At 62.3% G+C, this 23,985-nt stretch carries 23 protein-coding genes; 5 read left to right on the top strand and 18 right to left on the bottom strand.

Annotated elements, in window-relative coordinates:
* Positions 1-3: 3 nt before the first annotated feature.
* Genes HX881_RS10765 through HX881_RS10775 form a run of 3 tightly spaced genes read right to left on the bottom strand, consistent with a single transcriptional unit; the run spans position 4 to position 2,973 of the window.
* A complete protein-coding gene (locus HX881_RS10765) occupies positions 4-870 on the bottom strand; it encodes an alpha/beta hydrolase (protein ID WP_085983777.1) in 867 nt (288 codons plus the stop codon).
* On the bottom strand, positions 867-2,261 hold the full coding sequence (locus tag HX881_RS10770; RefSeq protein WP_017126341.1) for an aspartate aminotransferase family protein: 1,395 nt from the start codon (positions 2,259-2,261) through the stop codon (positions 867-869). Before HX881_RS10770 ends, HX881_RS10765 begins: the two co-directional genes overlap by 4 nt.
* Positions 2,254-2,973, bottom strand: coding sequence for an MtnX-like HAD-IB family phosphatase (locus HX881_RS10775; protein WP_017126340.1), 720 nt, complete (start codon positions 2,971-2,973; stop codon positions 2,254-2,256). The genes HX881_RS10770 and HX881_RS10775 overlap by 8 nt, the downstream gene beginning before the upstream one ends.
* Before the next feature lie 228 nt (positions 2,974-3,201).
* Here HX881_RS10775 and HX881_RS10780 point away from each other — a divergent pair, with 228 nt between their 5' ends.
* Complete coding sequence (locus HX881_RS10780; RefSeq protein ID WP_017126339.1) at positions 3,202-3,975, top strand: MipA/OmpV family protein; 774 nt, start codon at positions 3,202-3,204, stop codon at positions 3,973-3,975.
* 137 nt (positions 3,976-4,112) lie between these two features.
* The gene (locus HX881_RS10785; protein WP_017126338.1) at positions 4,113-4,973 is read left to right on the top strand and encodes a fatty acid desaturase family protein; all 861 of its coding nucleotides are present in this window, start codon (positions 4,113-4,115) and stop codon (positions 4,971-4,973) included.
* A 142-nt stretch (positions 4,974-5,115) separates the two neighbouring features.
* Here the strand turns inward: HX881_RS10785 and HX881_RS10790 are convergent, their stop codons facing one another.
* From HX881_RS10790 to HX881_RS10850, 13 genes are all read right to left on the bottom strand, one after another.
* A complete protein-coding gene (locus HX881_RS10790; RefSeq protein WP_017126337.1) occupies positions 5,116-5,517 on the bottom strand; it encodes a DMT family transporter in 402 nt (133 codons plus the stop codon).
* Positions 5,518-5,547: 30 nt separating this feature from the next.
* Entirely contained in the window at positions 5,548-5,922 is a 375-nt protein-coding gene (locus tag HX881_RS10795; protein ID WP_017126336.1) for a DMT family transporter, read from the bottom strand.
* The gene (locus HX881_RS10800) at positions 5,919-6,839 is read right to left on the bottom strand and encodes an arginase family protein (protein WP_017126335.1); all 921 of its coding nucleotides are present in this window, start codon (positions 6,837-6,839) and stop codon (positions 5,919-5,921) included. The genes HX881_RS10795 and HX881_RS10800 overlap by 4 nt, the downstream gene beginning before the upstream one ends.
* A 320-nt stretch (positions 6,840-7,159) precedes the next feature.
* Positions 7,160-8,485, bottom strand: a complete 1,326-nt coding sequence (gene aauR / locus HX881_RS10805; RefSeq protein WP_177084365.1) for a two-component response regulator AauR — start codon at positions 8,483-8,485, stop codon at positions 7,160-7,162.
* Positions 8,482-10,383 carry a two-component sensor histidine kinase AauS gene (gene aauS / locus HX881_RS10810; protein WP_017126333.1) on the bottom strand — a complete coding sequence of 634 codons (1,902 nt, stop codon included), beginning with the start codon at positions 10,381-10,383 and terminating at the stop codon, positions 8,482-8,484. The genes aauR and aauS overlap by 4 nt, the downstream gene beginning before the upstream one ends.
* A 202-nt stretch (positions 10,384-10,585) precedes the next feature.
* Entirely contained in the window at positions 10,586-11,320 is a 735-nt protein-coding gene (locus HX881_RS10815) for an amino acid ABC transporter ATP-binding protein (protein WP_017126332.1), read from the bottom strand.
* Entirely contained in the window at positions 11,317-11,988 is a 672-nt protein-coding gene (locus tag HX881_RS10820; protein WP_017126331.1) for an amino acid ABC transporter permease, read from the bottom strand. The genes HX881_RS10815 and HX881_RS10820 overlap by 4 nt, the downstream gene beginning before the upstream one ends.
* Positions 11,988-12,734 (bottom strand): amino acid ABC transporter permease, encoded by a 747-nt coding sequence (locus HX881_RS10825; RefSeq protein ID WP_017126330.1) that lies wholly within the window; start codon positions 12,732-12,734, stop codon positions 11,988-11,990. The genes HX881_RS10820 and HX881_RS10825 overlap by 1 nt, the downstream gene beginning before the upstream one ends.
* Before the next feature lie 202 nt (positions 12,735-12,936).
* Positions 12,937-13,863, bottom strand: coding sequence for a glutamate/aspartate ABC transporter substrate-binding protein (locus tag HX881_RS10830; protein ID WP_017126329.1), 927 nt, complete (start codon positions 13,861-13,863; stop codon positions 12,937-12,939).
* A gap of 424 nt (positions 13,864-14,287) precedes the next feature.
* Complete coding sequence (gene glpD / locus HX881_RS10835) at positions 14,288-15,826, bottom strand: glycerol-3-phosphate dehydrogenase (protein WP_017126328.1); 1,539 nt, start codon at positions 15,824-15,826, stop codon at positions 14,288-14,290.
* Positions 15,827-16,148: 322 nt separating this feature from the next.
* Entirely contained in the window at positions 16,149-16,904 is a 756-nt protein-coding gene (locus HX881_RS10840) for a DeoR/GlpR family transcriptional regulator (protein ID WP_017126327.1), read from the bottom strand.
* Positions 16,905-17,085: 181 nt separating this feature from the next.
* Complete coding sequence (gene glpK / locus HX881_RS10845) at positions 17,086-18,591, bottom strand: glycerol kinase GlpK (RefSeq protein ID WP_177084367.1); 1,506 nt, start codon at positions 18,589-18,591, stop codon at positions 17,086-17,088.
* Between the two features lie 93 nt (positions 18,592-18,684).
* On the bottom strand, positions 18,685-19,533 hold the full coding sequence (locus HX881_RS10850; RefSeq protein ID WP_177084369.1) for an MIP/aquaporin family protein: 849 nt from the start codon (positions 19,531-19,533) through the stop codon (positions 18,685-18,687).
* 371 nt (positions 19,534-19,904) lie between these two features.
* Here HX881_RS10850 and ybaK point away from each other — a divergent pair, with 371 nt between their 5' ends.
* Positions 19,905-20,375 (top strand): Cys-tRNA(Pro) deacylase, encoded by a 471-nt coding sequence (ybaK, locus tag HX881_RS10855; protein WP_103033029.1) that lies wholly within the window; start codon positions 19,905-19,907, stop codon positions 20,373-20,375.
* Between the two features lie 95 nt (positions 20,376-20,470).
* Positions 20,471-21,253, top strand: a complete 783-nt coding sequence (locus HX881_RS10860) for a PhzF family phenazine biosynthesis protein (RefSeq protein WP_017126323.1) — start codon at positions 20,471-20,473, stop codon at positions 21,251-21,253.
* A 9-nt stretch (positions 21,254-21,262) separates the two neighbouring features.
* Here HX881_RS10860 and HX881_RS10865 read toward each other — a convergent pair whose 3' ends face one another.
* Both HX881_RS10865 and argF read right to left on the bottom strand, forming a co-directional pair.
* Complete coding sequence (locus HX881_RS10865; protein ID WP_177084370.1) at positions 21,263-22,321, bottom strand: ABC transporter ATP-binding protein; 1,059 nt, start codon at positions 22,319-22,321, stop codon at positions 21,263-21,265.
* Positions 22,318-23,238, bottom strand: a complete 921-nt coding sequence (gene argF, locus HX881_RS10870) for an ornithine carbamoyltransferase (RefSeq protein WP_042935328.1) — start codon at positions 23,236-23,238, stop codon at positions 22,318-22,320. The genes HX881_RS10865 and argF overlap by 4 nt, the downstream gene beginning before the upstream one ends.
* Positions 23,239-23,668: 430 nt before the next feature.
* Here argF and HX881_RS10875 point away from each other — a divergent pair, with 430 nt between their 5' ends.
* The gene (locus tag HX881_RS10875; RefSeq protein ID WP_017126320.1) at positions 23,669-23,959 is read left to right on the top strand and encodes a hypothetical protein; all 291 of its coding nucleotides are present in this window, start codon (positions 23,669-23,671) and stop codon (positions 23,957-23,959) included.
* Positions 23,960-23,985 lie beyond the last annotated feature (26 nt).

Raw genomic sequence — 23,985 nt, forward strand, 5'->3', positions numbered from 1 at the left:
TCCTTAGGCCAGTTGCCGGTAGTCTTCGCGCACGCTCGGGACGTCACTCAGACGTTCGATGAAGTCGGCACTCAACTCGATCACTTCGCGGTACTGCAGGTCGACAGTGATCATGTGGTAGCAATTGTCGAGCATGACCTTGGTGACGGGGCCACCCAGGTGACGTTCGACGTAGTTGGCGTTCCACGGGCTGGTGATATCGTCCTCGACGGAGTGGATCACCAGCGCCGGGGTCTTGATCGACGGCATGCGCCGCATGACCACGGCGTTCATCCGGTGCAGCTCGCGCACCGTGATGCCCTCCATGGTCAACAGCCCGGCATCGCTGCTCTGGCCGGCCTTCATCTGGCGTTCGACAATCGCCCGCAGGCGTTCGTTCTTGATGCCATAGGGCGGCTTTTCCTCGAAACGACAGATATGCACGCCGAACGGAATCTTCATCAGCAAGGGCGTCAGGAACGCCAGCTTGTGGATGCTCCAGCCGTCGTAGCGCAGGGTGGTCGAATACATCAACAACCCGGCCACTTGCCCGGGGAACTCGGAGGCTACGTACATGGACATGACCGCGCCCATGGACAAGCCGCCGACGAACACCTGGGCGTGACGCTGCTGCACGCCGACGAACGTCTTGCGCACACCTTCGTACCAGTCCTGCCAGCCGGTGGCCTGCAGGTCGGCGTTGCCGCCGCAATGGCCGGGCAGGGTGGGCACGTAGACCGTGCAACCACCGCGCTTGACCAGGCCCTGGGCGACCCGGCGCAGTTCCGCCGGGGTGCCGGTCAGGCCATGGATCAGCAAGACCCCGACCGGACCGTCGCCGAGGACGAAGCCCGCGTCGCCTTCGCCCAGATCGATGGCTGCCATGTTCACCGCTTCATGGCCCGGTTCAGCAACTGCTCGAGCAGTTTCAGGCCCAGGTCGATTTCCGCGTAGCTGATTTCCAGCGACGGGGCCAGGGTGATGACGTTCTTGTAGTAGCCGCCGACGTCGAGGATCAGGCCGAGTTTCTGACCGTCAACCACCATGTCGCCCTTCATGCCTTCCTCGACCATGTAGTCCAGGGTGGCCTTGTCCGGGGTGAAGCCGTCGGTGGTGCAGATTTCGCAGCGCAGGGCCAGGCCCAGGCCATCGACGTCGCCGATGATCGGGAAGCGTTTCTGCAGCTCTTGCAGGCCTTCGAGGAAGTACTTGCCCTTGGCCATGACCATCGCGCCGTAGTCGACTTCGCTGGTCATCTTGAACATTTCCAGGCCTACCGCCGTACCCAGTGGGTTCGAGGCGAAGGTGGAGTGGGTCGAACCTGGTGGGAAGACCTTCGGGTTGATCAGCTCTTCACGGGCCCAGATGCCGCCCAGCGGGTTCAGGCCGTTGGTCAGCGCCTTGCCGAAGACGATCACGTCCGGCTTGACGTCGAAGTGTTCGATCGACCACAGCTTGCCGGTACGCCAGAAGCCCATCTGGATTTCGTCGACGACCATCAGGATGCCATGCTGGTCGAGGACCTTCTTCAGCTCGCTGTAGAAGTTCATCGGCGGGATCACGTAGCCGCCGGTGCCCTGGATCGGCTCGACGTAGAACGCCGCGTATTCGCTGGAGCCGACTTTCGGGTCCCACACGCCGTTGTATTCAGTCTCGAACAGGCGGGCGAACTGCTGCACGCAGTGGCTGCCGTACTCTTCCTTGGTCATGCCTTTCGGGCCGCGGAAGTGGTACGGGAACGGGATGAACTGGGCGCGCTCGCCGAAGTGGCCGTAGCGGCGACGGTAGCGGTAGCTCGAAGTGATCGAGGACGCACCCAGGGTACGGCCGTGGTAGCCGCCTTCGAAGGCGAACATCAGGCTCTTGCCGTTGGTGGCGTTACGCACGACTTTCAGCGAGTCTTCGATGGACTGCGAACCGCCGACGTTGAAGTGCACGCGACCGTCGAGGCCGAACTTGTTCTTGGCGTCGACCGCGATCCTTTCCGACAGCTCGATCTTGCCTTTGTGCAGGTACTGGCTGGCGATCTGCGGCAGGGTGTCGATCTGTTGCTTGAGGGCGTTGTTCAGGCGTGGGTTGGCGTAGCCGAAGTTGACCGCCGAGTACCACATCTGCAGGTCGAGGTATGCCTGGTCTTCGGTGTCCCAGACGTAGGAGCCTTCGCAGCGGCTGAAAATGCGCGGTGGCTCGATGTAGTGGACGGTATCGCCGTAGGAGCAATATTTGGCTTCTTTTTCCAGAAGCACCTGGTCTTCGGCGGTAGCGATACGAATCTCAGACATGGTGGAAGAGTTCCTGAGTTTGTGAAGAGTTTTCAGCGCTGTCGAGCGCGAAAGTGTTGGCGTTGGCGGCTTCGCTGCTCGGCAGCAGGGCCAGCAGCGCCGGGAGTTCGGCGAACGATTCGAAACGCACATGCGGGATGCCGTTGCGTTCGCAGTGTTCGGCCAGGCGGTCCTTGGCGAACACGAAGTCGGCGGTCGAGGCCACGCACATGTCCGACTGACCGTCACCGATCACCAGTACGCGTTTGCCCTTGGGCGTGGACTTGCATTTGCAGTTGCCGGAAGCGGCGCGGCAGGCATCGCTGGAATAGGGGAAATCGATGCGCCAGCTGTTCTGGTCGACCTGGCGCAGGCGGTTGGCGAGGATCGGTAGCAAGGTCACGTAGTTGCGTGACAGAATCCGCGCGATGCCTTGCTCGATACCGTCGCTGACCACTTCGATGGTCGCGCCCAGGCTCATCACGTGGTCGACGAAGTCGGGGAAGTCGGGGTCGATGTCGATGGTGTCGAAGTAGGCCAGCAACTCGGCGGGCGTTGCCTTGACCAGGGCCAGTTGGCGGCTCAGGCACTCACGCGAACCGATGTGACCGTCCAGCCATTCCTGTTCGATCGTCTCCCAGCTCGGGTCGGCGAATTGTTCCAGGATGTTGTCGATCGCGTCGGTGCGGGAGATGGTCCCGTCGAAGTCACACACGATATGCCAGTGCATCATCTGCAGTTACCTGTTGAATAAGAGCGCACTTTGCGCATGGCAGGTGCCAGAGCACGGAGCGTGCCAACCGGCTGGAACGCCTGTGTTCGCGGGCTCCTGCCGGTGTTTGTATGGGAAAGGCTACAAAGAGCTACAAATTTTGTAGCTTGCTACAAAGAACATCAGTGCTTGCCTACACTGGGTGCGCTGGTGATTGATGCGCGCATGTTCAGAACAAGGAAACGATTCATGGCCAGGTTTACCCCCACATTGCTGCTCGCCGGTCTCTTGTCCCTGAGTGGCCTGAGCACCGGCGTGCTGGCCGAGGAAGGCCTTACCGGGCAGATCGGTGCCGGTATCGGCTACCAGCCCCATGACCCCACGGGCAGCAGCTATGACACGGTGCCCTTGCCTTACCTGGACCTGGATTGGGGGGACGTCAGCCTCAGCGGCGACGACGGCCTGACCTGGGATGCCTTCAAGGACAGTGGTTTCACCGCCGGGCCGTTTATCAACTACCTGCCGGGCCGCAACGCCGATGGCGACCTGCGTGGCCTGCGCAATGTGCCGGACATGGGCCAGATCGGCGGTTATGTGCAGTACGCGCCGGCTGACTTCTGGCGGGTGTTCGTCCAACTGGGCAGCGCGGTTGGCGGTGGCAACGGCCAGGGCGGCCTGCTCGGCAAGATTGGCGGCGAGCTGGGTTACCCGCTGGGCATGGGTATCATCGGCAGCAGCAACCTGAGCGCACACTTTGCCGACGCCCGCCAGACCCGGACCTTTTTCGGCGTGAGCGCCGAGGAAGCCCAGGCTTCGGGGATCGAGCAGTACAAGCCGGGCGGCGGCCTGCAGAACTACACCCTGACCCAGAACTTCGCGATCCCGCTGGGTGGGGCCTGGTCGCTGATGACCAGCGCGAGCTGGATTCACCTGGTGGGCAACGCCGCCGACAGCAGCATTGTCAGAGAGCGTGGCGACAACAATCAGGGCCAGGTGCAGACCGCCATCAGCTACAAGTTCTGAACCCGCCTGCGCGACGATCATGCCGCGTTGTAGATCGGCTCGCCCGATCGTCGCCGGGCCGGTTTTTGTAAAGTAGTGAAAGCTGGTCTGGTGTTTGCAATGCCCCCCCGGAAATCATTTTCCGGGAAGTTTTTCAGATGGCTCGTCCTGCTTACCGCCTGTTGGCTTATTCGCTCTGGGACCTGGTACCCATTGTCATGGCGCTGGCGCATTTCTCCTTCGTGTTGTGGCTGGTGCTGGGATTCCACGACCAGTCCTGGTGGATCATCATCCCGGCGGCGCTGCTCTATGCGGTCAGTCTGTCGTGGAGCATCAACAGCATCTCCCACAACCAGATCCACAACCCCTACTTCACCCCGCACTGGATGAATCGCGGGTTCGACCTGCTGCTGTCGCTGACCATCGGCTTTTCGCAGACGATGTACCGCGATATCCACAACCGTCACCATCGCGGCAACTCCGACCTGCCACGGGAGGACGGGACCACCATCGACCCGCTGTCGATCTACCTGCACGGCAAGGACGGCCAGCCGGACAATGTCTGGGCCTACACCTTCCTGAGCTTCTTCCGTGACGATCCCAAGGCCTATTACGAGGAAATGAAGCGCAAGCACCCGGCGGATGCCCGTTGGGTCAAGGTCGAGATCTATGCGACAGTGGCGTTCTACCTGGGCCTGGCGGCCTGTGACTGGCGCGCGGTGCTGGTGTTGCTGCCGTTCTGGTACCTGGGACAGTCGCTGTCATCGCTCAACGGCTACTACGAGCACCTGGGTGGCAACCCCGACCTGCCGATCGCCTGGGGCGTGAGTTCCTACAGCCGGCTCTACAACCTGATCTGGATGAACAACGGCTATCACGCCGAGCATCACTATCGGCCGAAGATGCACTGGACCAAGGTCAAGGCGTTCCATGCGCAGATCAGGGAGCAGCAGCGGGAGGCGGGAGTGAAGGTGATTCCGGTATCCCATGGCCTGGGCTTTCTGGTGAAACACCGCTGACGGTGGGGGCAGGCTTGCCAGCGATGACGATGCCAGTCGCGCCGCCGCTTTCGCGGGCAAGCCCGCTCCCACAGGACGGGGGGGCTCGCCACGGACTATTGTCCAGCCTGGGACCTTGTGGGAGCCGGCTGGGTGGTGATGCTCAGTTCTTCTCGCCTTCGGCCAGCAGGGCGATCCCGCCGATAATCACCAGCACGCCGACCCAGTGCAGCACGCTGATCTGCTCGCCCAGCCCCAGCCAGGAACCGAGCAATACTGCGACGAACACCAGCGAACTGAGGGGAAACGCCAGGGACAGGCTGCTGCGTCGCAGGATCAGCATCCACACGAAAAAGGCGCCGATGTAGCAACCGATCGCCACCCAGACACCCGGGTTGACCACGACCGCAGCCAGCCATTGCAGGTTGAAATTCATCTGTCCCAACTGATCGCCGCCGACTTTGGTGGCGATCTGTCCGGCACTTTCGAATGTGATCAGCAGGGCCCACAGCACGATCGTGCCGAAGCGCCCGTGGAGCCAGTCCACGTGCTTGGAAGTGCTCATAAATCCGTTCCTTCAAACATGAATTGAGTCTCAGCTACCGGCGATGGCAACCAGCATGACGCCCAGGGTGATCACCAGCGTGCCCATCCAGCGGCGCCGGCTGACGGTTTCCCCGAGTACCAGCTTGCCCGCCAGGACCACCCCGCAATAGGCCAGAGCGGCGGAAGGGAACAGCAGGCTCAGCGGGGCCCGCGACAGCGCCTCGAGCCAGACCAGGAATTCGACGGCATAGGCGCCGATGCCGCACCACAGCAGGGGCGCATTGAACACCTGGCCCCAGAAGGCATTCAGGCGAAAGCCGCCTTCGAGTTCCGGCAAGCGGTCCAGGCCGATCTTGAAACAGAGCTGGCCGACCACGTCGAGGACAATGGAAAAGGCCACCAGCAGAACAACGGTCAGGGTCACGGAAACAGCTCCTCGAACAGCGTGATCAACGCCTGGTTGGTGGTCGCGTTGCGCTGCAGGTCAGCGGCGCTCCAGCGTTCGGCCGGCGGTTGATCGGATTTGGCTTCCCAGCGCTTGAAGGCGTTGCTGAAGGCCGGTTTGGCGAATTCGCCGCAGATATCGATGCCGAGGATGCGCTTGTGCGCGGCCAGGGCCCGGATGGCATCGAGCAGGTGGGTCAGGCGCATGCCGCCCTGGTCCCAGTTGGTGGCGGCATCTTCGCTGGCCAGTACGTCCTTGTCGATGGTGATCCAGATGGCCTCGGTGGGCAGGTCCCGGATCAGCCGGTCGAGGAAGTCCGGCCAGTGTTCGTCGGCCAGGTTGCGCCAGTGCAGATGGTTTTCCTGCTGCTGGTGGCCGGCACCGTCGCCGATCCGTCCCCAGACCTTAGACGGCGCATGCTGCCAGGGAAACAGCTGCAGGTCGCCGCGGCGCAGGGCACCGAGATTGCCGCCGCGCAGTTGCGGGGTGTCGAGGTCTTCGCTGCATGGGCCGAGGGTGACGATACGCTTGATGTTCGGCAGCTTCAGCGCGCGGTTGACCCACGAGCCGCAATGCCGGCGTGGAGCCAGGTGCACCCAGTCGGGATGGTTGTCGAAGTGGATCAGGCTGACCGGCTCCGGCAGGTTGCCGAGGAAGGCCGGGGTCAGGTGATGGTAGTCGCCGGAGCCGACGAAATAGATGTACGGCCTGCCGGTGGCGGGCGCCGGGAGCTGGCGCAGGCGTTCGGCAAAGCGGCGGTAATGGCGTTCGGTGGTCCAGAGTCGCAGTTTGGGGCCCAGGTCCAGCAGGTCCAGGCGTTTCGCGCGACCGCTGTCGAGCAGGTGCCGGATCGGCGCCTGGGCCGTCAGGCTGTGGTCGAGATCTAAAATGTTCACAACGTCGATTTATCCGTGGCAGCGCCCCCACATCAAAGTACCTGGCCAGGCTGAAAGGCAGGCAGTGCGGGCTTTGCCGGGTAAATGCAAAGGACGGGCCAGTCATGCCGCGGGATCTTGAATGCGCAGGTACATCCATGGGAGCCGGCTTGCTGGCGATAGCGGCTGGCCGGTCGGAGGTCATGTTGGCTGACCGATCGCCATCGCTGGCAAGCCAGCTCCTACAGGTGTGCGATGTGTTCGTGAATGAGTTCAGCCGTGCAAGCGCAGGCCGATGCTCGCCAGTACACCAGGCGCAGCCTTGAAGAGCCAATCCCTATTCAGTGGCTGAGGCCGTATTTCTTGACCTTGTCGAACAGGGTGGTCTTGGCCATGCCCAGTTCCTGGCTGGCCTGGGTCAGGTTGCCGCCGCTGCGCTGCAGGGCGTCGTTGAGCAGGTTGCGCTCGAAAGCCTCGACCGCTTCGGCGAAGCCCAGGCCACCGGTGCTCTGCGTGCCGGATTTCTTGAAGGCTGGCAGGCCGAGGGCGAAGCGCTCGGCGACATTGCGCAGTTCGCGCACGTTGCCCGGCCAGTCGTGGCTCATCAGGTTCGACAGGGTCTGGTTGTCCAGCTCCGGCGCGGCGCGGTCAAAGCGCAACGAGGACTGCTGCAGGAAGTGTTCGAACAGTTGCAGGATATCCTCGCGCCGCTCGCGCAGGGGTGGCAGTTCCAGGGTCACCACGTTCAGGCGGTAATACAGGTCGCTGCGGAATTCGCCGGCCTTGCCCAGTTCATCCAGGTCGGACTTGGTGGCGGCGATCACCCGGCAGTCCACCGCCACGCTCTGGTTCGAGCCCAGGCGCTCCAGGGTGCGTTCCTGCAGGACACGCAGCAGTTTGATCTGCAGCGCAATCGGCATGCTTTCCACTTCATCGAGAAACAGCGTGCCGCCATGGGCGTGTTCGATCTTGCCGATCCGGCGTTTGCCGGCACCGGTGAAGGCATTGGCCTCGTGGCCGAAGATCTCGCTTTCGAAAAGGTTTTCCGGCAGGCCGCCGCAGTTGAGGGCGACGAACTGTTGCGACTGGCGGCGGCTGAAGTCGTGCAGGCAGCGGGCGACCAGTTCCTTGCCGGTTCCGGTTTCACCTTCGATCAGCACGTTGGCCGAGGTATCGGCGACGTTGGCGATCAATTCCCGCAGATTTTGCATGGCCGGCGAGCGGCCGATGATCCGCCCCTCGAGGGAGTCGCGCTCGGCCAGTTGCCGCCGCAACGACCAGACTTCCCGCGCCAGGCCGCGTTGTTCCAGGGCGCGGCGGGCGACTTCGACCAGGCGCTCGGGAGAAAAGGGTTTTTCCATGAAATCGTAGGCACCGCTGCGCATCGCGCCGACCGCCATGGAGATATCGCCATGGCCGGTGATCAGCACCACCGGCAGGCTGCGGTCGCGGGCCTTGAGGCGGGTCAGCAGTTCCAGGCCGTCGATACCCGGCAGGCGGATATCGCTGATGACGATGCCGGGAAAGTTGTCACCGATCCGCGCCAGGGCTTCTTCGGCACTGCCGACGCCTTCGCTGGGAATATCCTCCAGGGACAGCGCCTGCTGGCAGCCGAGCAGCACATGGGGATCGTCTTCGACGATCAGGACGGTCAGGTCGTTGTTCATATCGGCTCGGCCTTGGCAGGGTTGACCCGCGGTAAATGGAGGACGAAAGCGGTGCCGCCGGTGGCCGGGTGTTCCACGCCCAGGTGGCCGCCGGCTGCCGCGGCAAGGCTCGCGGAAAGGGTCAGGCCCAGCCCCAGGCCCTGTTCTCCGGGCTTGGTGGTGAAGAAGGGTTCGAACAGGTGCTTGCGTGCTTCGAGTTCGATGCCATGGCCGTTGTCGCGTACCAGCAGGCGATACTTGCCCTCGACGAAGTCGCCTTCCAGCCACAGTTCCGGCAATGGCTGCGCCTGCATGGCATCGAGGGCGTTGCCGATCAGGTTGACTAGGATCTGTTCCAGGCGCGTCTGGTCGATCGCCAGCTGGACATCGTCATAGTCGCGATGGCTTTCCAGGTGCAGCGCCTCGATCCGGCTGTTGAGGACCTGCAGGGCCGCCTCGATGGCCTTGCCCAGGCTCGCCTCGCCCTTGTCGTCGCCGCGCCGGGCGAAGGAGCGCAGGCTGGCGGTGATGCGGCCCATGCGATCGATCAGTTCGTTGATGGTCCGCAGGTTGGTGCTGGCGGTCTCCAGCTCGCCGCGTTCGAGGAAACGCACGGTATTGCCGGACAGGGTGCGCAAGGCCGCCAGCGGCTGGTTCAGTTCATGGGCGATGCTGGTGGACATCTGCCCGATGGCGGCCAGTTTGCCGGCCTGGACCAGTTCGTCCTGGGCGCGGCGCAGGGTTTCCTCGGCCTGGCGCCGTTCGCGGATCTGGTCCTTGAGGCGGTCATTGCTGGCACGCAGGTCGACGGTGCGTTCGGTGATCCGTCGTTCCAGCTGGTTGTTGGCTTCCTGCAAGGCTTCGCGAGCGGCCAGCCGGGTTGCGATCACCTTGCGTCGCTCGTTCCAGGCGATCAGCAGGAATGCCACCAGGGCGAAGGCCACCGCCACCAGGATGCCCTGGTTGGCGGCTTCCCGGCGCAGGTCCTGCAACGGCGTGAGCAGGGTGAAATGCCAGGGCGTGTCGGCGAGGCCACGGGTCTGCGCCAGGTAGCTGACATTATCGCCGTCCTTGACCAGCTCGCTGTTGGCGGGGAAGGTCAGGGTTTCCACCCCTTCGGCGAGGCGTTCGCGGGCCAGCGGCTGCAGTTCGTTCAGCGGCCACCAGTAGTATTGCAGGCTGCGCGCCAGGCGCTCCTTGATCTCCGGGGTCAGCGGCCGGACCGACTTGAGGCGCCGGGTCGGATCGCTGGAGAGAATGATGATGCCGTTCTCGTCGCTGACGAAGGCTTCCAGGCGTGCCCGCTGCCAGCGTTCTTCGAGGGCTTCGAGGCGGACCTTGATCACTGCCACGCCGATGATCTTGCCTTGCTCCTCGAGCCCGTGGGCCAGGTAGTAGCCCGGCTCGCCGAGGGTGCTGCCGATGCCGTAGAAGCGTCCGGGCTGACCGCGCACGGCGTCCTGGAAGTAGGCGCGGAACGACAGGTCTTCGCCCAGGTAGCTGTCGGCGTCGCGCCAGTTGCTGGTGGCGAGGACCCGGCCGGTGGTATCCAGGACATAGATCGCCCGGCTGCGGCTGCGGCGGTTGAGGCCTTCGAGGTATTCGTTGACGGTCTGGCGGTGTTCGGCGTCGGGGTCCTTGAGCAGGGCCGAGACGCTGGATTCGAGCTCCAGCAGGCTGGGCAGGTAGGTGTACTTGCTGATCTCGCTCTCGACGGTCCGGGCATGCAGCTCCAGTGCCCGTTCACCGCTCTCGCTGAGGGTGCGGATGCCGTAGTGTTCGCTGATGCGATAGCCGGCATAACCCAGGCCGATCATCAGCAGGATGACCAGGGGTGGCAGGAACAGGTGGCGGATCAGGCGGGGTTTCACGGCGAGTGATGGCGGCGTCGCGCGATAGGAATTGGGGTCGCATTTCATCACAGATGCCTTGGGTCAACCAGATCGTCTTTCTTGTGGAAACACTGATCGGGGTGTACGCGGAACCTGTAGGAGCGGGCTTGCCCGCGAAAGCGATACGGGTCGCGAAACCGGATATCGCCTGGAATAACGCCTTCGCGGGCAAACCCGCTCCTACCTATACCTGCTCGCGCGCCCTTGCGGGCGTGCGAGCCTGGCCGTTTCAGTGCTGCAGGATTTTCTCGAGGAAGTGCTGCGCACGGTCGGAGCGGGCGCTGATGTCGCCGAAGAACTCGTCCTTGTTGCAGTCTTCGATGATCTTGCCCTGATCCATGAAGATCACGCGGCTGGCGACCTTGCGGGCGAACCCCATTTCGTGGGTCACGCACATCATGGTCATGCCTTCATGGGCCAGCTGGACCATCACGTCGAGCACTTCGTTGACCATTTCCGGGTCGAGCGCAGAGGTCGGTTCGTCGAACAGCATGACGATCGGATCCATCGCCAGGGCCCGGGCAATCGCCACGCGCTGCTGCTGGCCCCCGGAAAGCTGGCCGGGGTGCTTGTGGGCATGGGCCGACAGGCCGACGCGCTCGAGCAGTTGCAGGCCTTTCTTCGTCGCTTCTTCCTTGCTGCGGCCGAGGACCTTGATCTGCGCGATGGTCAGGTTCTCGGTGATGGTCAGGTGGGGGAACAGCTCGAAGTGCTGGAACACCATGCCCACCCGCGAACGCAGCTGCGGCAGGTTGGTCTTCGGGTCGGCGATGGAGGTGCCGTCGACCACGATATCGCCTTTCTGGAAGGGTTCCAGGGCGTTCACGCACTTGATCAGGGTCGACTTGCCGGAGCCCGACGGGCCACAGACCACGACCACCTCACCCTTTTTGACTTCGGTGCTGCAATCGGTCAGCACCTGGAAGTCGCCATACCACTTGTTGATGTTCTTGATAGAGATCATACGGCAAACCTTTTTTGCAGACGCTTGACCAGCAGCGAGGCGGCAAAGCTGATTGTGAAGTAGACCAGACCGGCGAAGATCAGGAACTCGTTGGAACGGCCGACGATGTCACCGCTCGAGCGCGAGGCGTTGAGGAAGTCCACCAGGCCGACGGTGTAGACCAGCGAGGTGTCCTGGAACAGGATGATGCTCTGTTGCAGCAGCAACGGGGTCATCTTGCGGAACGCCTGGGGCAGGATGATCAGGCGCATGGTCTGGCCATAACCCATGCCCAGCGCCTGGGCGGCGCCCATCTGGCCCTTGGGGATCGACTGCACGCCGGCCCGGACGATTTCACAGAAATACGCCGCCTCGAACATCATGAAGGCCACGATGCAGGAGGTGAACGCACCGATCGGTGTGTCTTCGCCTGTGATCCAGCGCAATACGAAGGGGACCGCCAGGTAGAACCAAGTGATCACCAGCAGCAGTGGGATCGAGCGGAAATAGTTGACGTAGGCCCCGGCGACCCGCGACAGCAGCTTGCTGTGGGACAGGCGCATCAACGCCAGGATGGTGCCGAGGATGATCCCGCCGACGACGCCGAGGATCATCAGTTGCAGGGTCATCAGCATGCCGTTCCACAGGCCGGGAATGGCCGGGACGATGTCACTGAAGTCGAATTCCATTATTTACCCCCCACGGAGATCAGGCCGGGCACCGAGACTTTCTTCTCGACCACGCGCATGAGCAGCATCAGGCTCATGTTCAGGGTGAAGTAGATCAGCGTCGCCAGGGTGAAGGCTTCGAACAGGTTGGCGGAGAATTCGGCGGTCTGCTTGGTCTGCGCGAGCAGTTCCATCAGGCCGATCAGCGAGGCCACGGACGAGTTCTTGAAGACGTTGAGGAATTCCGAGGTAAGCGGCGGAATGATGATGCGATAGGCCTGGGGCAGCAGCACGTTCCAGTAGATCTGCGGTAGCTTGAAGCCCATGGCGCGGGCGGCCGCTTCCTGGCCGCGTGGCAGTGCCTGGATCCCGGTGCGTACCTGTTCGCAGACCCGCGCGGCGGTGAACAGGCCGAGGCAGATGACGACGCTGAGGTAGGCCGAGGTGGTCGGGTTCAGGTCCTGCTTGTACCAGTCCTGCAGGTTCTGCGGCAGCAGGTCGGGTACCAGGAAGTACCAGATGAACAGCTGGACCAGCAGTGGCACGTTGCGGAACAGCTCCACGTAGCAGGTCGCGATGCCCGATACGATGCGGTTTGGCACCGTGCGCATGACGCCAAGAATGGAGCCAAGCAGCAAGGCGACAAGCCAGGCCACGACAGCGATGGCGATGGTCCAGCCCAGGCCGGCGATATACCAGTCGAGATAGGTCTCGCTGCCCACGCCGGTGGACTTGAAGAACACGCCCCAGTCCCAGTTGTAATTCATTAGGGTCTCCCCTCGGATTCGATCGATGTACAAGCACGTGCTTCCCCGGGACTCCGCCCCGCCCGACAGCGTTCGTCAGGCACACGCGCACCGCTCGCGGTCCGAGTGTTGTTCCATGCAATCAATAAGAAGCCAGTACAGCAGGTGGTCAACAGGCTTCCAGGGCTGCCGCGGCGGCCCTGGAAACAAGGTTAGTCGCGACTCAGATTTTTACTTCAGGCGCTGGCTTGTCGCTTGGATTGGAAATCAGCTCCTTCACCTTGTCGCTCATCGGGAAGTTCAGGTTCAGGCCTTTCGGTGGAATCGGGCTTTCGAACCACTTGCTGTAGATCTTGTTGATCTCGCCGGACTTGTAGAGCGCGACGATGGCGTCATCCACCGCTTTCTTGAAGGCCGGGTCGTCTTTGCGAACCATGCAGGCGTAGGCTTCGAAGGACTGTGGAGTACCGGTGATGACCCAGTCATCCGGCTTCTTGGCCTTGGCTTCTTCACCGGCCAGCAGGGCGTCGTCCATCATGAACGCCACGGCGCGACCGCTTTCCAGCATCTGGAAGGATTCGCCGTGGTCCTTGGCGGAGATGACGTTCATGCCCATCTGCTTGTCGGCGTTCATCGCCTTGATGATGCGTTCGGACGTGGTGCCGGCGGTGGTCACGACGTTCTTGCCTTTCAGATCGGCAAAGTCTTTGTAGGATGGGTTGCCATCCTTGTCTTTCTTGACCAGCAGACGGGTGCCGATTTCGAACATGTTGATGGTGAAGTCAACTTGCTGGGCGCGTTCGGCATTGTTGGTGGTGGAACCGCACTCGATGTCGACGGTGCCGTTCTGAACCAGCGGAATACGGGTTTGCGAGGTGACCAGGTTGTACTTGGCCTGCAGGTCGGGCTTGTTCAGGTCTTTTTTCAGGGCCTCGACGATGGCCAGCTGAATGTCGTGGGAGTAACCCACCGGTTTGCCGGAAGCATCCGCGATGTAGGAAAACGGAATGGAGCTGTCGCGATGCCCGAGGGTGATGGTACCGGACTCTTTGATCTTCTTCAGGGTGCCGGTCAGTTCGGCGGCGAAAACTGGAGTGCTGATCAGAGCGGCAGCGATTGCTGCGCCCAGGATATGGGGAACGATGCGCATCAGATAATTTCCTCGAGATTGTTTTTTTTATGGAGCCGTTCAATCGACTCTCGGATACCTCGAACGGTTCGACCGGCTCAAGGGCGGACAGAACATTCGCTCAGAAGTGTAGAGCATGAGTCATGCCAGGCCAGGCGAGAGGGATTTAGGTGTTGATTTTAAAGGGATTTTAGTTCGAGTAGAGGCGGCGAGGCGGGAGCTATCGTCCGGTAAGCCGAATACTGGCCCGTGATGGCGTTCGGAAAGCCGAATGGGGAAGGGGCGGTGGGAATGGCTTGTTTTCGACGCTTGTGAGGATCTTGCGGTTGGCCTGGAACTTGTGGGAACCGGCTGGCCGGCGATGGCGTCCTGATCGACGCTGCAAGGCTTGGGGGCCTCATCGCCGGCCAGCCGGCTCCTGCAAAGGCCCCCGACTGGCCTGGAATCAGGCCGCTTCGATCTTGCTGCGATGCTGTTCGAGCTTGTCGAGATAGTCCTGCAGTTGCTGCTGCTCCGCCGGGCTGGTGAACAGGCCGAGCTTGCTGCGGCGCCAGAGGATGTCCTGGGCGGTGGTGGCCCATTCCTCGCTGCACAGGTAATCCACTTCGCGGCTGTAGAGGCCGCCACCGAGGTGCTCGCCCAGGTCGGCCAGGTCCTGCACGCCTTCCAGCAGGCGCCAGGTCCGGTTGCCGTAGCTGGTGGCCCAGCGACGGGCGATCTCGCTCGGCACCCAGTCGAAACGGCTGCGGATCGCTTGGGCCAGGGCCTGTGGCGTGGTCATCTGCTCACCGCCGGGCAGCGTCGCGGTGGCGGTCCAGCTCGGGCGCATCTGGGTGAAGAATGGCAGCAACTGGGCCATCGCCGACTCGGCCAGCTTGCGGTAGGTGGTCAGCTTGCCGCCGAATACCGACAGCAACGGCGCTTCCCCGGTATTCGCGGAGAGGGCCAGGGTGTAGTCGCGGGTGACCGCCGACGGGTTGTCGGATTCGTCATTGCACAGCGGCCGGACGCCGGAGTAGCTGTGCAGGATATCGCCGCGGGCCAGCTGCTTCTTGAAGTGCGCGTTGACCACCTTGAGCAGGTAGTCGGTTTCCGCCTCGGTGATCGTGACCTTGGCCGGATCGCCCTGGTATTCACGGTCGGTGGTGCCGATCAGGGTGAATCGTTCCAGGTACGGAATGGTGAACACGATGCGCTGGTCTTCGTTCTGCAGGATGTGCGCGTGTTCGCCTTCGTAGAGGCGCGGCACGATCAGGTGACTGCCCTGGATCAGGCGGATGCCGTAGGGCGAATCCAGTTTCAGGTCATCCTTGATGAATTTGGCGACCCATGGGCCGGCCGCGTTGACCAGGGCCTTGGCCTGGATCGAGAAGCGGGCGCCATCGGCGCGCTCCATTTCCAGGTGCCACTGGCCCTTGCTGCGACGAGCACTGACGCAACGGGTGCGGGTGTGGATATGGGCGCCTTTCTCGCGGGCGGCCATGGCGTTGAGAACGACCAGGCGGGCGTCGTCGACCCAGCAGTCGGAGTATTCGAAGCCTTTGCTGATCTCGGCCTTGAGCGGGCTGTCGGCACCGAATTTCAGGCTGCGGGAGCCGGCGAGTTTTTCGCGCTTGCCCAGGTGGTCATACAGGAACAGGCCGGCACGGATCATCCAGGCCGGACGCAGGTGCGGGCGGTGCGGCAGGACAAAACGCATCGGCTTGACGATATGGGGCGCCTTGGCGAGCAGCACTTCGCGTTCGGCCAGCGCTTCGCGCACCAGGCGGAACTCGTAGTGCTCCAGATAGCGCAGGCCACCGTGGATCAGCTTGCTGCTGGCCGACGAGGTATGGCTGGCGAGGTCGTCCTTTTCGCAAAGGAACACCGAAAGACCGCGACCGGCTGCGTCCGCGGCAATCCCGACACCATTGATACCACCGCCAATCACGGCGATGTCATAGATCTCGGCAAGGGGTGGTGCAGGCAAGGTGCTGGGGGTCATGGGTGAGCCTCGCGTTGGTCTTTCTATATTTGAATTCGAACATTAATGTTCATTTTCGAAAATAGTAGCGGATAAACGCGCGCACGACCACCGAAGTCTGATTGAAAAAATTGATCAATACAGGCTGAAAGGAAAATTATCGAACATTGTAGGGCGATCGACGATGCGCCCGGGCGGGATATGGCGGCATGATCGTTCCTGCGCTCCGCGTGGGCATGCAGCCCGTGACGCTCCGCGTCACCTGCAGGGCGGACGCGGAGCGTCCAGTGAGGCGTTCCCACGCGGAGCGTAGGAACGATCTTCAACGATCAGCCATTGAAACTCAGACCACTTCCAGGCGGATCTTGTGCTGGTTGAGCAGTTGCGCCAGGGCCGGGACCGGGGCCTGGTCGGTTACCAGGCAGTCGATCAGGGTGATCGGCCCCAGGCGCACCATGGCATTACGGCCGAACTTGCTGGAGTCCGCCGCCAGAATGACCTGGCGGGCATTGGCGATGATCGCCTGGGAAACCCGCACTTCCTGATAGTCGAAGTCCAGCAGGCTGCCGTCTTCATCAATACCGCTGATGCCGACGAGGGCGAAGTCGACCTTGAACTGGTTGATGAAGTCGACGCTGGCCTGGCCCACCACGCCGCCGTCGCGACGGACGTTGCCGCCGGCCAGTTGCACTTCGAAGTCGTCCTTGGCACTGAGGATCGACGCCACATGCAGGTTGTTGGTGATGATCTTCAGCTGGTTGTGGTTGAGCAGCGCGCGGGCAATGGATTCGGTGGTGGTGCCGATATTGATGAACAGCGAGGCGTGATCGGGGATCTGTGCGGCGATGGACTCGGCGATACGCTGCTTTTCATCGCGCATCTGGTCGGCGCGCATGGCGTAGGCGGTGTTCTCCACGCTGGAGTCGTAGGCGGCCCCTCCGTGGTAGCGGCGCAGCAGGTTGGAGTCCGCCAGCTGGTTGATATCGCGGCGGATGGTTTGCGGGGTGACGACAAATAACTGGGCCATTTCCTCGATGCTGACATAGCCGCGTTCGCGGACCAGTTCGAGGATTTGCTGCTGGCGGGGAGGCAGATTCATGGGGCGTCCTTTTGGGCTGCCGTACAAATTCTTCCATCATGCCGCAGGAAGGACCTGTCTGCCACTTGCAGGGCCAATGAATCGTGGAGGAGCGGTGGTTGCGTCGTAAATCGGGCAATGTCTGTCGGTTAAGTCCCCTGTAGGAGCCGGCAAGCCGGCTCCTACAGGGGGCGTGTCCGGATTAGTTGCTGCCTTCGTGGGGTTCCCAGTCGCGGGTACGGCTCACGGCCTTTTTCCAGCCGTCGTAGAGTTTTTCCTTCTCGACTTCGGCCAGTTGCGGTTCGAACTCACGCTCGATCACCGCCTTGCCGCGCAATTCTTCCAGGCTGCCCCAGAAGCCGCACGCCAGGCCGGCCAGGTAGGCGGCGCCGAGGGCGGTGGTCTCGCGCATTTGCGGGCGCTCGACCTGGGTGCCGAGGATATCGGCCTGGAACTGCATGAGGAAGTTGTTCGCCACCGCGCCACCGTCGACGCGCAACGCCTTGAGGCGCTCGCCCGAATCCTGCTGCATGGCGTCCAGCACGTCGCGGGTCTGGTAGGCAATCGATTCCAGGGCCGCGCGGATGATGTGGTCGACCCGCACGCCACGGGTCAGGCCGAACAGTGCGCCACGGGCATAGGGGTCCCAGTACGGCGCGCCCAGGCCGGTAAAGGCCGGGACCAGGTAGACGCCGTTGCTGTCCTTGACCTTGTTGGCGAAGTACTCGGTGTCGTGGGCGTCGTTGATGATCTTCAACTCGTCACGCAGCCATTGCACCGTGGAACCGCCGTTGAACACCGCCCCTTCCAGGGCGTAGGCCACTTCACCGCGGGGCCCGCAGGCGATGGTGGTGAGCATGCCGTGGTTGGATTTCACCGCCTTGGTGCCGGTGTTCATCAGCAGGAAGCAGCCGGTGCCATAGGTGTTCTTGGCCTGGCCGGGCTCCACGCACATCTGGCCGAACAGGGCGGCCTGCTGGTCGCCGGCGATCCCGCCGATGGCGATGCCGCTCTTGGTGCGGCCATAGATTTCCGAGGACGATTTCACTTCCGGGAGCATTTCCCGGGGAATGTCCAGGAGCTTCAGCATCTTCGCATCCCATTCCAGGGAGTGGATGTTGAAGAGCAGGGTGCGCGAGGCGTTGGTGTAGTCGGTGACGTGGGTCTTGCCGCCGGTGAATTTCCAGATCAGCCAGCTGTCGACGGTGCCGAACAGCAGCTCGCCATTGCGTGCGCGTTCGCGGCTGCCTTCGACGTTGTCGAGGATCCATTTCAGCTTGGTCCCGGAGAAGTACGGGTCGGTGACCAGGCCGGTGGTTTCGCGGATGTAGTCTTCATGGCCGTCGCGCTTGAGCTGCTGGCAGATCTCGGTGCTGCGACGACATTGCCAGACGATCGCGTTGTAGATCGGGCGGCCGGTGGTCTTGTCCCAGACCACGGTGGTTTCCCGCTGGTTGGTGATACCGATGGCGGCGACCTGGTCATGGTGCAGGCCGGCCTGTGCCAGGGCCTCGACCATCACAGCGCTCTGGGTGGCGAAGATCTCCATCGGGTCGTGTTCGACCCAGCCGGCTTGCGGATAGTGCTGCTGGAATTCACGTTGGGCGGTGCAGACCACGTTGGCGTCGCGGTCGAAGATGATCGCCCGGGAGCTGGTCGTACCCTGATCGAGGGCAATGATGTAGTTCTTATTCTGAATGTCGGTCATTTTCGATTGCCTTGGACTGAAATAGGGAAAAATGGGGTCGGCGGACGTCGTCAGGGAAAACAACGCCCGCAGGGTCGGGCATGTTGCGGTGTTTCAGGAAGCCTGGACCTTTTTGGCAGCGGTCGTCGGTTCATCCTCTACAACGGCGGCGCCGGGCAGATGGCGGGCAATCATCCCGCGATACAGCACAGCGCCAAGGCAGGCACCGACAATCGGTGCAAAAATCGGAATCAGGAAATACGGGATATCGCGCCCTCCGGTAAAGGCTATTTCACCCCAGCCGGCGAAGAAGGTCATCAGCTTCGGACCGAAATCCCGTGCCGGGTTCATCGCGAAGCCGGTCAACGGGCCCATCGCACTGCCGATCACGGCAATCAGCAGGCCGATCAGCAGCGGCGCCAGGGGGCCGTTGGGCAAACCGTTGTTGTCGTCGGTCAGGGACATGATCACACCCATCAGGATGGCGGTGATCACCACTTCGACCAGGAACGCCTGGGCGGTGGTCAGGGCCGGATGCGGGTAGGTGGAGAACACCGAAGCCAGTTCCAGGCTGGCCTGCGAACCACGGATCATGTGGTGTGTCTGTTCGAAATCGAAGAAGAGGTTGCTGTAAAGCGTGTAAACCAACGCGGCGGCACAGAAGGCGCCGGCGACCTGGGCGAGAATGTAGAACGGCAGTTTGCGTTTTTCGAAGTCAGCGAACAGGCACAGCGCAATGCTGACGGCCGGATTGAGGTGAGCGCCGGAAACGCCGGCGGTCAGGTAGATCGCCATGCTGACGCCGATCCCCCAGATGATGCTGATTTCCCACAGACCAAAGCTGGCACCCGCGACCTTGAGCGCGGCAACACAACCCGTGCCGAAGAAAATCAATAATGCGGTACCGAGAAACTCGGCAATGCATTGTCCCGACAGCGACGGTTGTTTCAAAGCGGTGGTCATTGGATACCTCGATTTTTGTTGTTGTCTGACGCCAATCCCGTTGGTTGGCGTGGTCTTTCGCCGACTTGCGGGGATCCCCATCCCTGAAAGCGGTGTGTCGCTGGGTACTGCTGGTGTAGGACTGTTATCTTCAGATTCGAAAAAATATAGACAAGAAACACTGCTGTCAAAGGTCGAAAGTGAACTATCGTCCACATTCTGACTATTGATCGGATGAATGGAATGGTTTTGTCTGTCGGAGTCGGGCGCTGGGGATGATGCTTTCGACCTGTCCGGTAGCTTGAAATAGACGCTTGCACGTCGGTAATAGAGCCTTTTCCCCTGGGATGGCCTAAAATCCGGGCTTATCTTCCTACCCGTCGGGAATGACCATGACCCCTGCCTTGGACTTGCTGAAAAAAGTTCGTGCCGAACATCGTGTGCACAGTTACGAACATGATCCGAAAGCCGCTTCCTATGGCCTGGAGGCTGCGGAAAAGCTCGGTCTCGCGCCGGCCCAGGTGTTCAAGACCTTGCTCGCCAGCAGCGAAAAAGCTGAATTGCTGGTGGCGGTGGTACCGGTCGTCGGAAGTCTGGATCTGAAGGCCCTGGCCCACGCGGCAGGGGTCAAGAAAGTCGAAATGGCCGATCCTGCCGCGGCCCAGCGGGCCACCGGCTATCTGTTGGGCGGTATCAGCCCGCTGGGACAGAAGAAGCGCCTGCGGACCTTTATCGACCAGAGCGCGCAGTCCTTCGCGAGCATTTTTGTCAGCGCCGGGCGTCGTGGCCTGGAGGTGGAGTTGGCGCCGGCAGTGCTGGCCGAACACACCCAGGCGAAGTTCGCGGATATCGGCCGGGCCTGATCGGCGGGCTGTATGGTGGAAATCAGGCGTTTCTGTCACTAGGCGTCGGGCGACGTCGACGTCATGCTGGCTGGCAAAAACAGGGAGATGACGCCATGCAGCTTGAATTTCACCAGGTCGACGCTTTCAGCGAGCGCCCCTTCGGCGGCAACCCGGCTATGGTCTATCGGCTCGACGCCTGGCTGGCCGACGAACTGATGCAGAAGATTGCCGCCGAGCACAATCTGGCGGAAACCGCGTTTGTGGTCCGCGAGGAATCGGGATGGCGCATTCGCTGGTTTACCCCCACCACCGAAGTTCCCCTTTGTGGTCACGCGACCCTGGCCAGTGCCTTTGTCCTGTTCGAGGTCTATGGCGAAAGCCTGGAAAGCATCGACTTCGTCTGCAAGTCCGGCCCGCTGAGCGTCAGTCGCGAGGGCGATCTTCTATGGCTGGATTTTCCGGTCAGGGCGCCTGGCGGGCTCGGGGTCACCCTGGAGATCGAACGGGCGCTGGGCACGACAGTGGTCGATGTGCTCGGGGCCAACGAGTTGTTCGTGGTGCTGGCCTCGGAACAGGCGGTACGTGAATGCGCGCCCGATTGGGCGGCAGTGGCGAAGCTGCCCTGGCCCGGGGTGATCGTTACCGCGCCGGGCCAGCAGCATGATTTTGTCTCGCGCTATTTTGCCCCCGCCATTGGCATCAACGAGGACCCGGTCACCGGCTCGACCCATTGCGCGCTGATTCCCTACTGGGCGCAACGCCTGGGCAAGACCGCCTTGACGGCTTACCAGTGTTCGCAGCGGGGCGGTGAGTTGTCCTGCCGCCTGGAAGGCGATCGGGTGAAGATCGGTGGCAAGGCGACGCTGGTGGCGAGCGGGCGGCTGAGCCTGGCCTGAGAAGCCGGCTCAGGTCGCGTGGTTCGACGCCTGGAACAGCACCAGGTGTTCGGCCGCGACGCGAATGCCGACATCGTCTCCCGGCAGGTGATCGGCATGGCTGGGGAAGATCGACTCCAGCTGGCTGCCGGTCGGCAGTCGCAGGCGATAGAGGGTCGAGGCACCGAGGAACGTCTTGCCGATGACCCGCGCCTTCAGTGGGCTGTGGGGGGCGTGGACGATATCGTCCGGACGCAGCAGCACGTCCACCGGGCCGCCCACGGGCCAGGCGTAGGCCCGGTTGCCGCGCAGCATGCCCAGTTCGGTCTGCACCGATTCCGGACTGCTCAGTTGCCCGCGGATGAAGTAGCCCTGGCCGATAAAGCTGGCGACAAAAGGGGTCGCCGGCTCGTGATAGAGGTTGTACGGGGTGTCCCACTGCTCCAGCCGACCTTCCTTGAACACGCCGACATGGTCGCTGACCGCGAAGGCTTCCTCCTGGTCATGGGTGACCAGGATCGCGCTGGTGCCGCGCAGCTTGAGGATGTCGCGTACTTCCTGGCTGAGCTTGCGCCGCAGTTCACCATCGAGGTTGGAGAAGGGTTCGTCGAGCAGCAGCAACTGCGGCTCCGGAGCCAGGGCGCGGGCCAGGGCCACGCGTTGCTGCTGGCCGCCGGAGAGCTCATGGGGATACCGCTTGCCCAGGCCATTGAGGTTGACCAGCTCCAGCAACTCATCGATGACACGGTTTTTCTGCGGGTGCCTGCGGATGCCGAAGGCGATGTTTTGCGCGACGCTCAGGTGCGGGAACAGCGCGTAGTCCTGGAACACCATGCCGATCCGGCGTTTCTCCGGGGCCAGGGTGAACCCGGCGCTGGAGATGACTTCGCCCGCCAGCCGGATCTCGCCTTCATGGATCGGCTCGAAGCCGGCGATGGCGCGCAGGGTGGTGGTCTTGCCGCAACCGGAGGAGCCCAGCAGGCAGCCGATATCGCCGGCGTTCAGGTGCAGGTTGAGGTTCTGCACCACCCGCTGGTCCTGATAACCGCAGGCCAGGTCGCGCAGATTCAACAGCAGCGGATGACTCATGCCGGGCGGTACGCCGGCCGGACCAGGAACTCCAGCAAGGCCTTTTGCGCATGCAGGCGGTTCTCGGCCTGGTCCCAGGCGACCGAACGCGGGTCGTCGAGCAGGTCGAGGCTGATTTCCTCGCCACGGTGGGCCGGCAGGCAATGCAGGAACAGCACGTCGGGAGCAGCCAGGTCGAGCAGTTCGCGGGTGACTTGCAGCGGCGCGAAGAGGGCGAGGCGCTTGGCTGTTTCCTCTTCCTGGCCCATGGAGGTCCAGACATCGGTGCTCACCAGGTGCGAGCCACGCACGGCCTCCCGCGGATCGCGGACCAGGCGTACCCGCTCGCCGGCCAGGGCCAGCAGCGCGGGGCTGGGTTCGTAGCCCTCGGGGCAACTGATGCGCAGTTGGAAGTCGAACTGGATCGCCGCTTCGATATAGCTGTTGCACATGTTGTTGCCGTCGCCGATCCAGGTCACGGTCTTGCCCTGGATCGAGCCGCGGTGTTCGAGGAAGGTCTGCATGTCGGCCAGCAACTGGCAGGGGTGCAGGTCATCGGACAGGCCGTTGATCACCGGGACACGGGAATTGGCGGCGAATTCGGTGAGGGTGCTGTGCTTGAACGTACGCAGCATGACCACGTCGAGCATGCTCGACAGGACGATGGCGCTGTCGCCGATCGGCTCGCCACGGCCCAGCTGGGTGTCACGTGGCGAAAGGAAGATCGCCTGGCCGCCGAGCTGGATCATGCCGGCCTCGAACGAGACGCGGGTACGCGTCGAGGACTTCTCGAAAATCATGCCGAGAATCCGACCCTTGAGTGGCTCGAACAGTACGCCGCGATCACGCAGGTCCTTCAGCTCGATGCCTCGACGAATCACGCTGACCAGCTCTTCGGGCGTGCAATCCATCAGGGAGAGAAAGTGCCTTGCGCTCATCATTAACTACCTTTTTGCAACAGACCGCAGATGCTCAAAGCCGGGTTTTTCGGAAAAACGGGCGAGACCTGCGGCGTAAGCCGCACGGGGCGACGAAATAGGGGAAGACGCGATCGTATAAGAAAATGTCGCGTGTTACCAATAGGAGGCTTTGTTTTGGCGCGCCGAAGGGAGGGAATGGAGCTGTTCCCAGCGGCTTTTCCGCGTCTGTCCAAGCCTGTTGTCATCATTACAGCCGGTGCACTTGTACACTGGCGTCGCGTCGCTTGGCAATTGAAGGCGGCGGCTACAGGCGGCTTCTGGTCGTTTTCTGAATCTCCGGTCGGGGTGTTTGCGTGCAGCATCACGCTCTCGGGCACAAGCGGAAACATTTCCTAAACTATGCTGCTAGGTTATAAATGTGTCATTGCAGACACACGGAGGCTTTGGAATGGAATCGAAGGAACAGCAACTCATGGAGTTGCTCAGGCTGACCGCCCAGGCGCTGACGCATATGACCGCTTCCGTGACGTCAATGTCTTTCGAATTGTTACGTAGCGAGGACGAAGTCACCCGTGCGGCCGGGCGGCGCATGATCGACCGCATGGCCACCATCAGTTCCGGCCTCGACGAGCACTGGCGTCTGATCGGCGAACTGACCGGCGTGCATGTCGCCCACGAGCAGGTCGAAACCGTCCAGGAAATCCAGCTGCAACCCGCCCCCAGGCTCCCCCTGGCCTGATTCTCGCGGCCGTCATCGGCTCGCCT

Source organism: Pseudomonas gingeri, assembly GCF_013386115.1.
In the GTDB taxonomy this organism is placed as follows: domain Bacteria; phylum Pseudomonadota; class Gammaproteobacteria; order Pseudomonadales; family Pseudomonadaceae; genus Aquipseudomonas; species Aquipseudomonas gingeri.

Excerpts from the sequence above, each read along its gene's own strand:
- HX881_RS10775 (WP_017126340.1), bottom strand. The coding sequence starts at position 2,973 with ATGATGCACTGGCATATCGTGTGTGACTTCGACGGGACCATCTCCCGC.
- HX881_RS10815 (WP_017126332.1), bottom strand. The coding sequence starts at position 11,320 with ATGATCTCTATCAAGAACATCAACAAGTGGTATGGCGACTTCCAGGTG.
- HX881_RS10865 (WP_177084370.1), bottom strand. The coding sequence starts at position 22,321 with ATGAGTCATCCGCTGCTGTTGAATCTGCGCGACCTGGCCTGCGGTTAT.
- HX881_RS10875 (WP_017126320.1), top strand. The coding sequence starts at position 23,669 with ATGGAATCGAAGGAACAGCAACTCATGGAGTTGCTCAGGCTGACCGCC.
- glpK (WP_177084367.1), bottom strand. The coding sequence starts at position 18,591 with ATGACCGACATTCAGAATAAGAACTACATCATTGCCCTCGATCAGGGT.
- HX881_RS10830 (WP_017126329.1), bottom strand. The coding sequence starts at position 13,863 with ATGCGCATCGTTCCCCATATCCTGGGCGCAGCAATCGCTGCCGCTCTG.
- argF (WP_042935328.1), bottom strand. The coding sequence starts at position 23,238 with ATGAGCGCAAGGCACTTTCTCTCCCTGATGGATTGCACGCCCGAAGAG.
- HX881_RS10825 (WP_017126330.1), bottom strand. The coding sequence starts at position 12,734 with ATGAATTACAACTGGGACTGGGGCGTGTTCTTCAAGTCCACCGGCGTG.
- HX881_RS10850 (WP_177084369.1), bottom strand. The coding sequence starts at position 19,533 with ATGACCACCGCTTTGAAACAACCGTCGCTGTCGGGACAATGCATTGCC.
- HX881_RS10785 (WP_017126338.1), top strand. The coding sequence starts at position 4,113 with ATGGCTCGTCCTGCTTACCGCCTGTTGGCTTATTCGCTCTGGGACCTG.
- HX881_RS10860 (WP_017126323.1), top strand. The coding sequence starts at position 20,471 with ATGCAGCTTGAATTTCACCAGGTCGACGCTTTCAGCGAGCGCCCCTTC.
- aauR (WP_177084365.1), bottom strand. The coding sequence starts at position 8,485 with ATGAACAACGACCTGACCGTCCTGATCGTCGAAGACGATCCCCATGTG.
- glpD (WP_017126328.1), bottom strand. The coding sequence starts at position 15,826 with ATGACCCCCAGCACCTTGCCTGCACCACCCCTTGCCGAGATCTATGAC.
- HX881_RS10820 (WP_017126331.1), bottom strand. The coding sequence starts at position 11,988 with ATGGAATTCGACTTCAGTGACATCGTCCCGGCCATTCCCGGCCTGTGG.
- HX881_RS10790 (WP_017126337.1), bottom strand. The coding sequence starts at position 5,517 with ATGAGCACTTCCAAGCACGTGGACTGGCTCCACGGGCGCTTCGGCACG.
- ybaK (WP_103033029.1), top strand. The coding sequence starts at position 19,905 with ATGACCCCTGCCTTGGACTTGCTGAAAAAAGTTCGTGCCGAACATCGT.
- HX881_RS10840 (WP_017126327.1), bottom strand. The coding sequence starts at position 16,904 with ATGAATCTGCCTCCCCGCCAGCAGCAAATCCTCGAACTGGTCCGCGAA.
- HX881_RS10780 (WP_017126339.1), top strand. The coding sequence starts at position 3,202 with ATGGCCAGGTTTACCCCCACATTGCTGCTCGCCGGTCTCTTGTCCCTG.
- HX881_RS10770 (WP_017126341.1), bottom strand. The coding sequence starts at position 2,261 with ATGTCTGAGATTCGTATCGCTACCGCCGAAGACCAGGTGCTTCTGGAA.
- aauS (WP_017126333.1), bottom strand. The coding sequence starts at position 10,383 with ATGAAATGCGACCCCAATTCCTATCGCGCGACGCCGCCATCACTCGCC.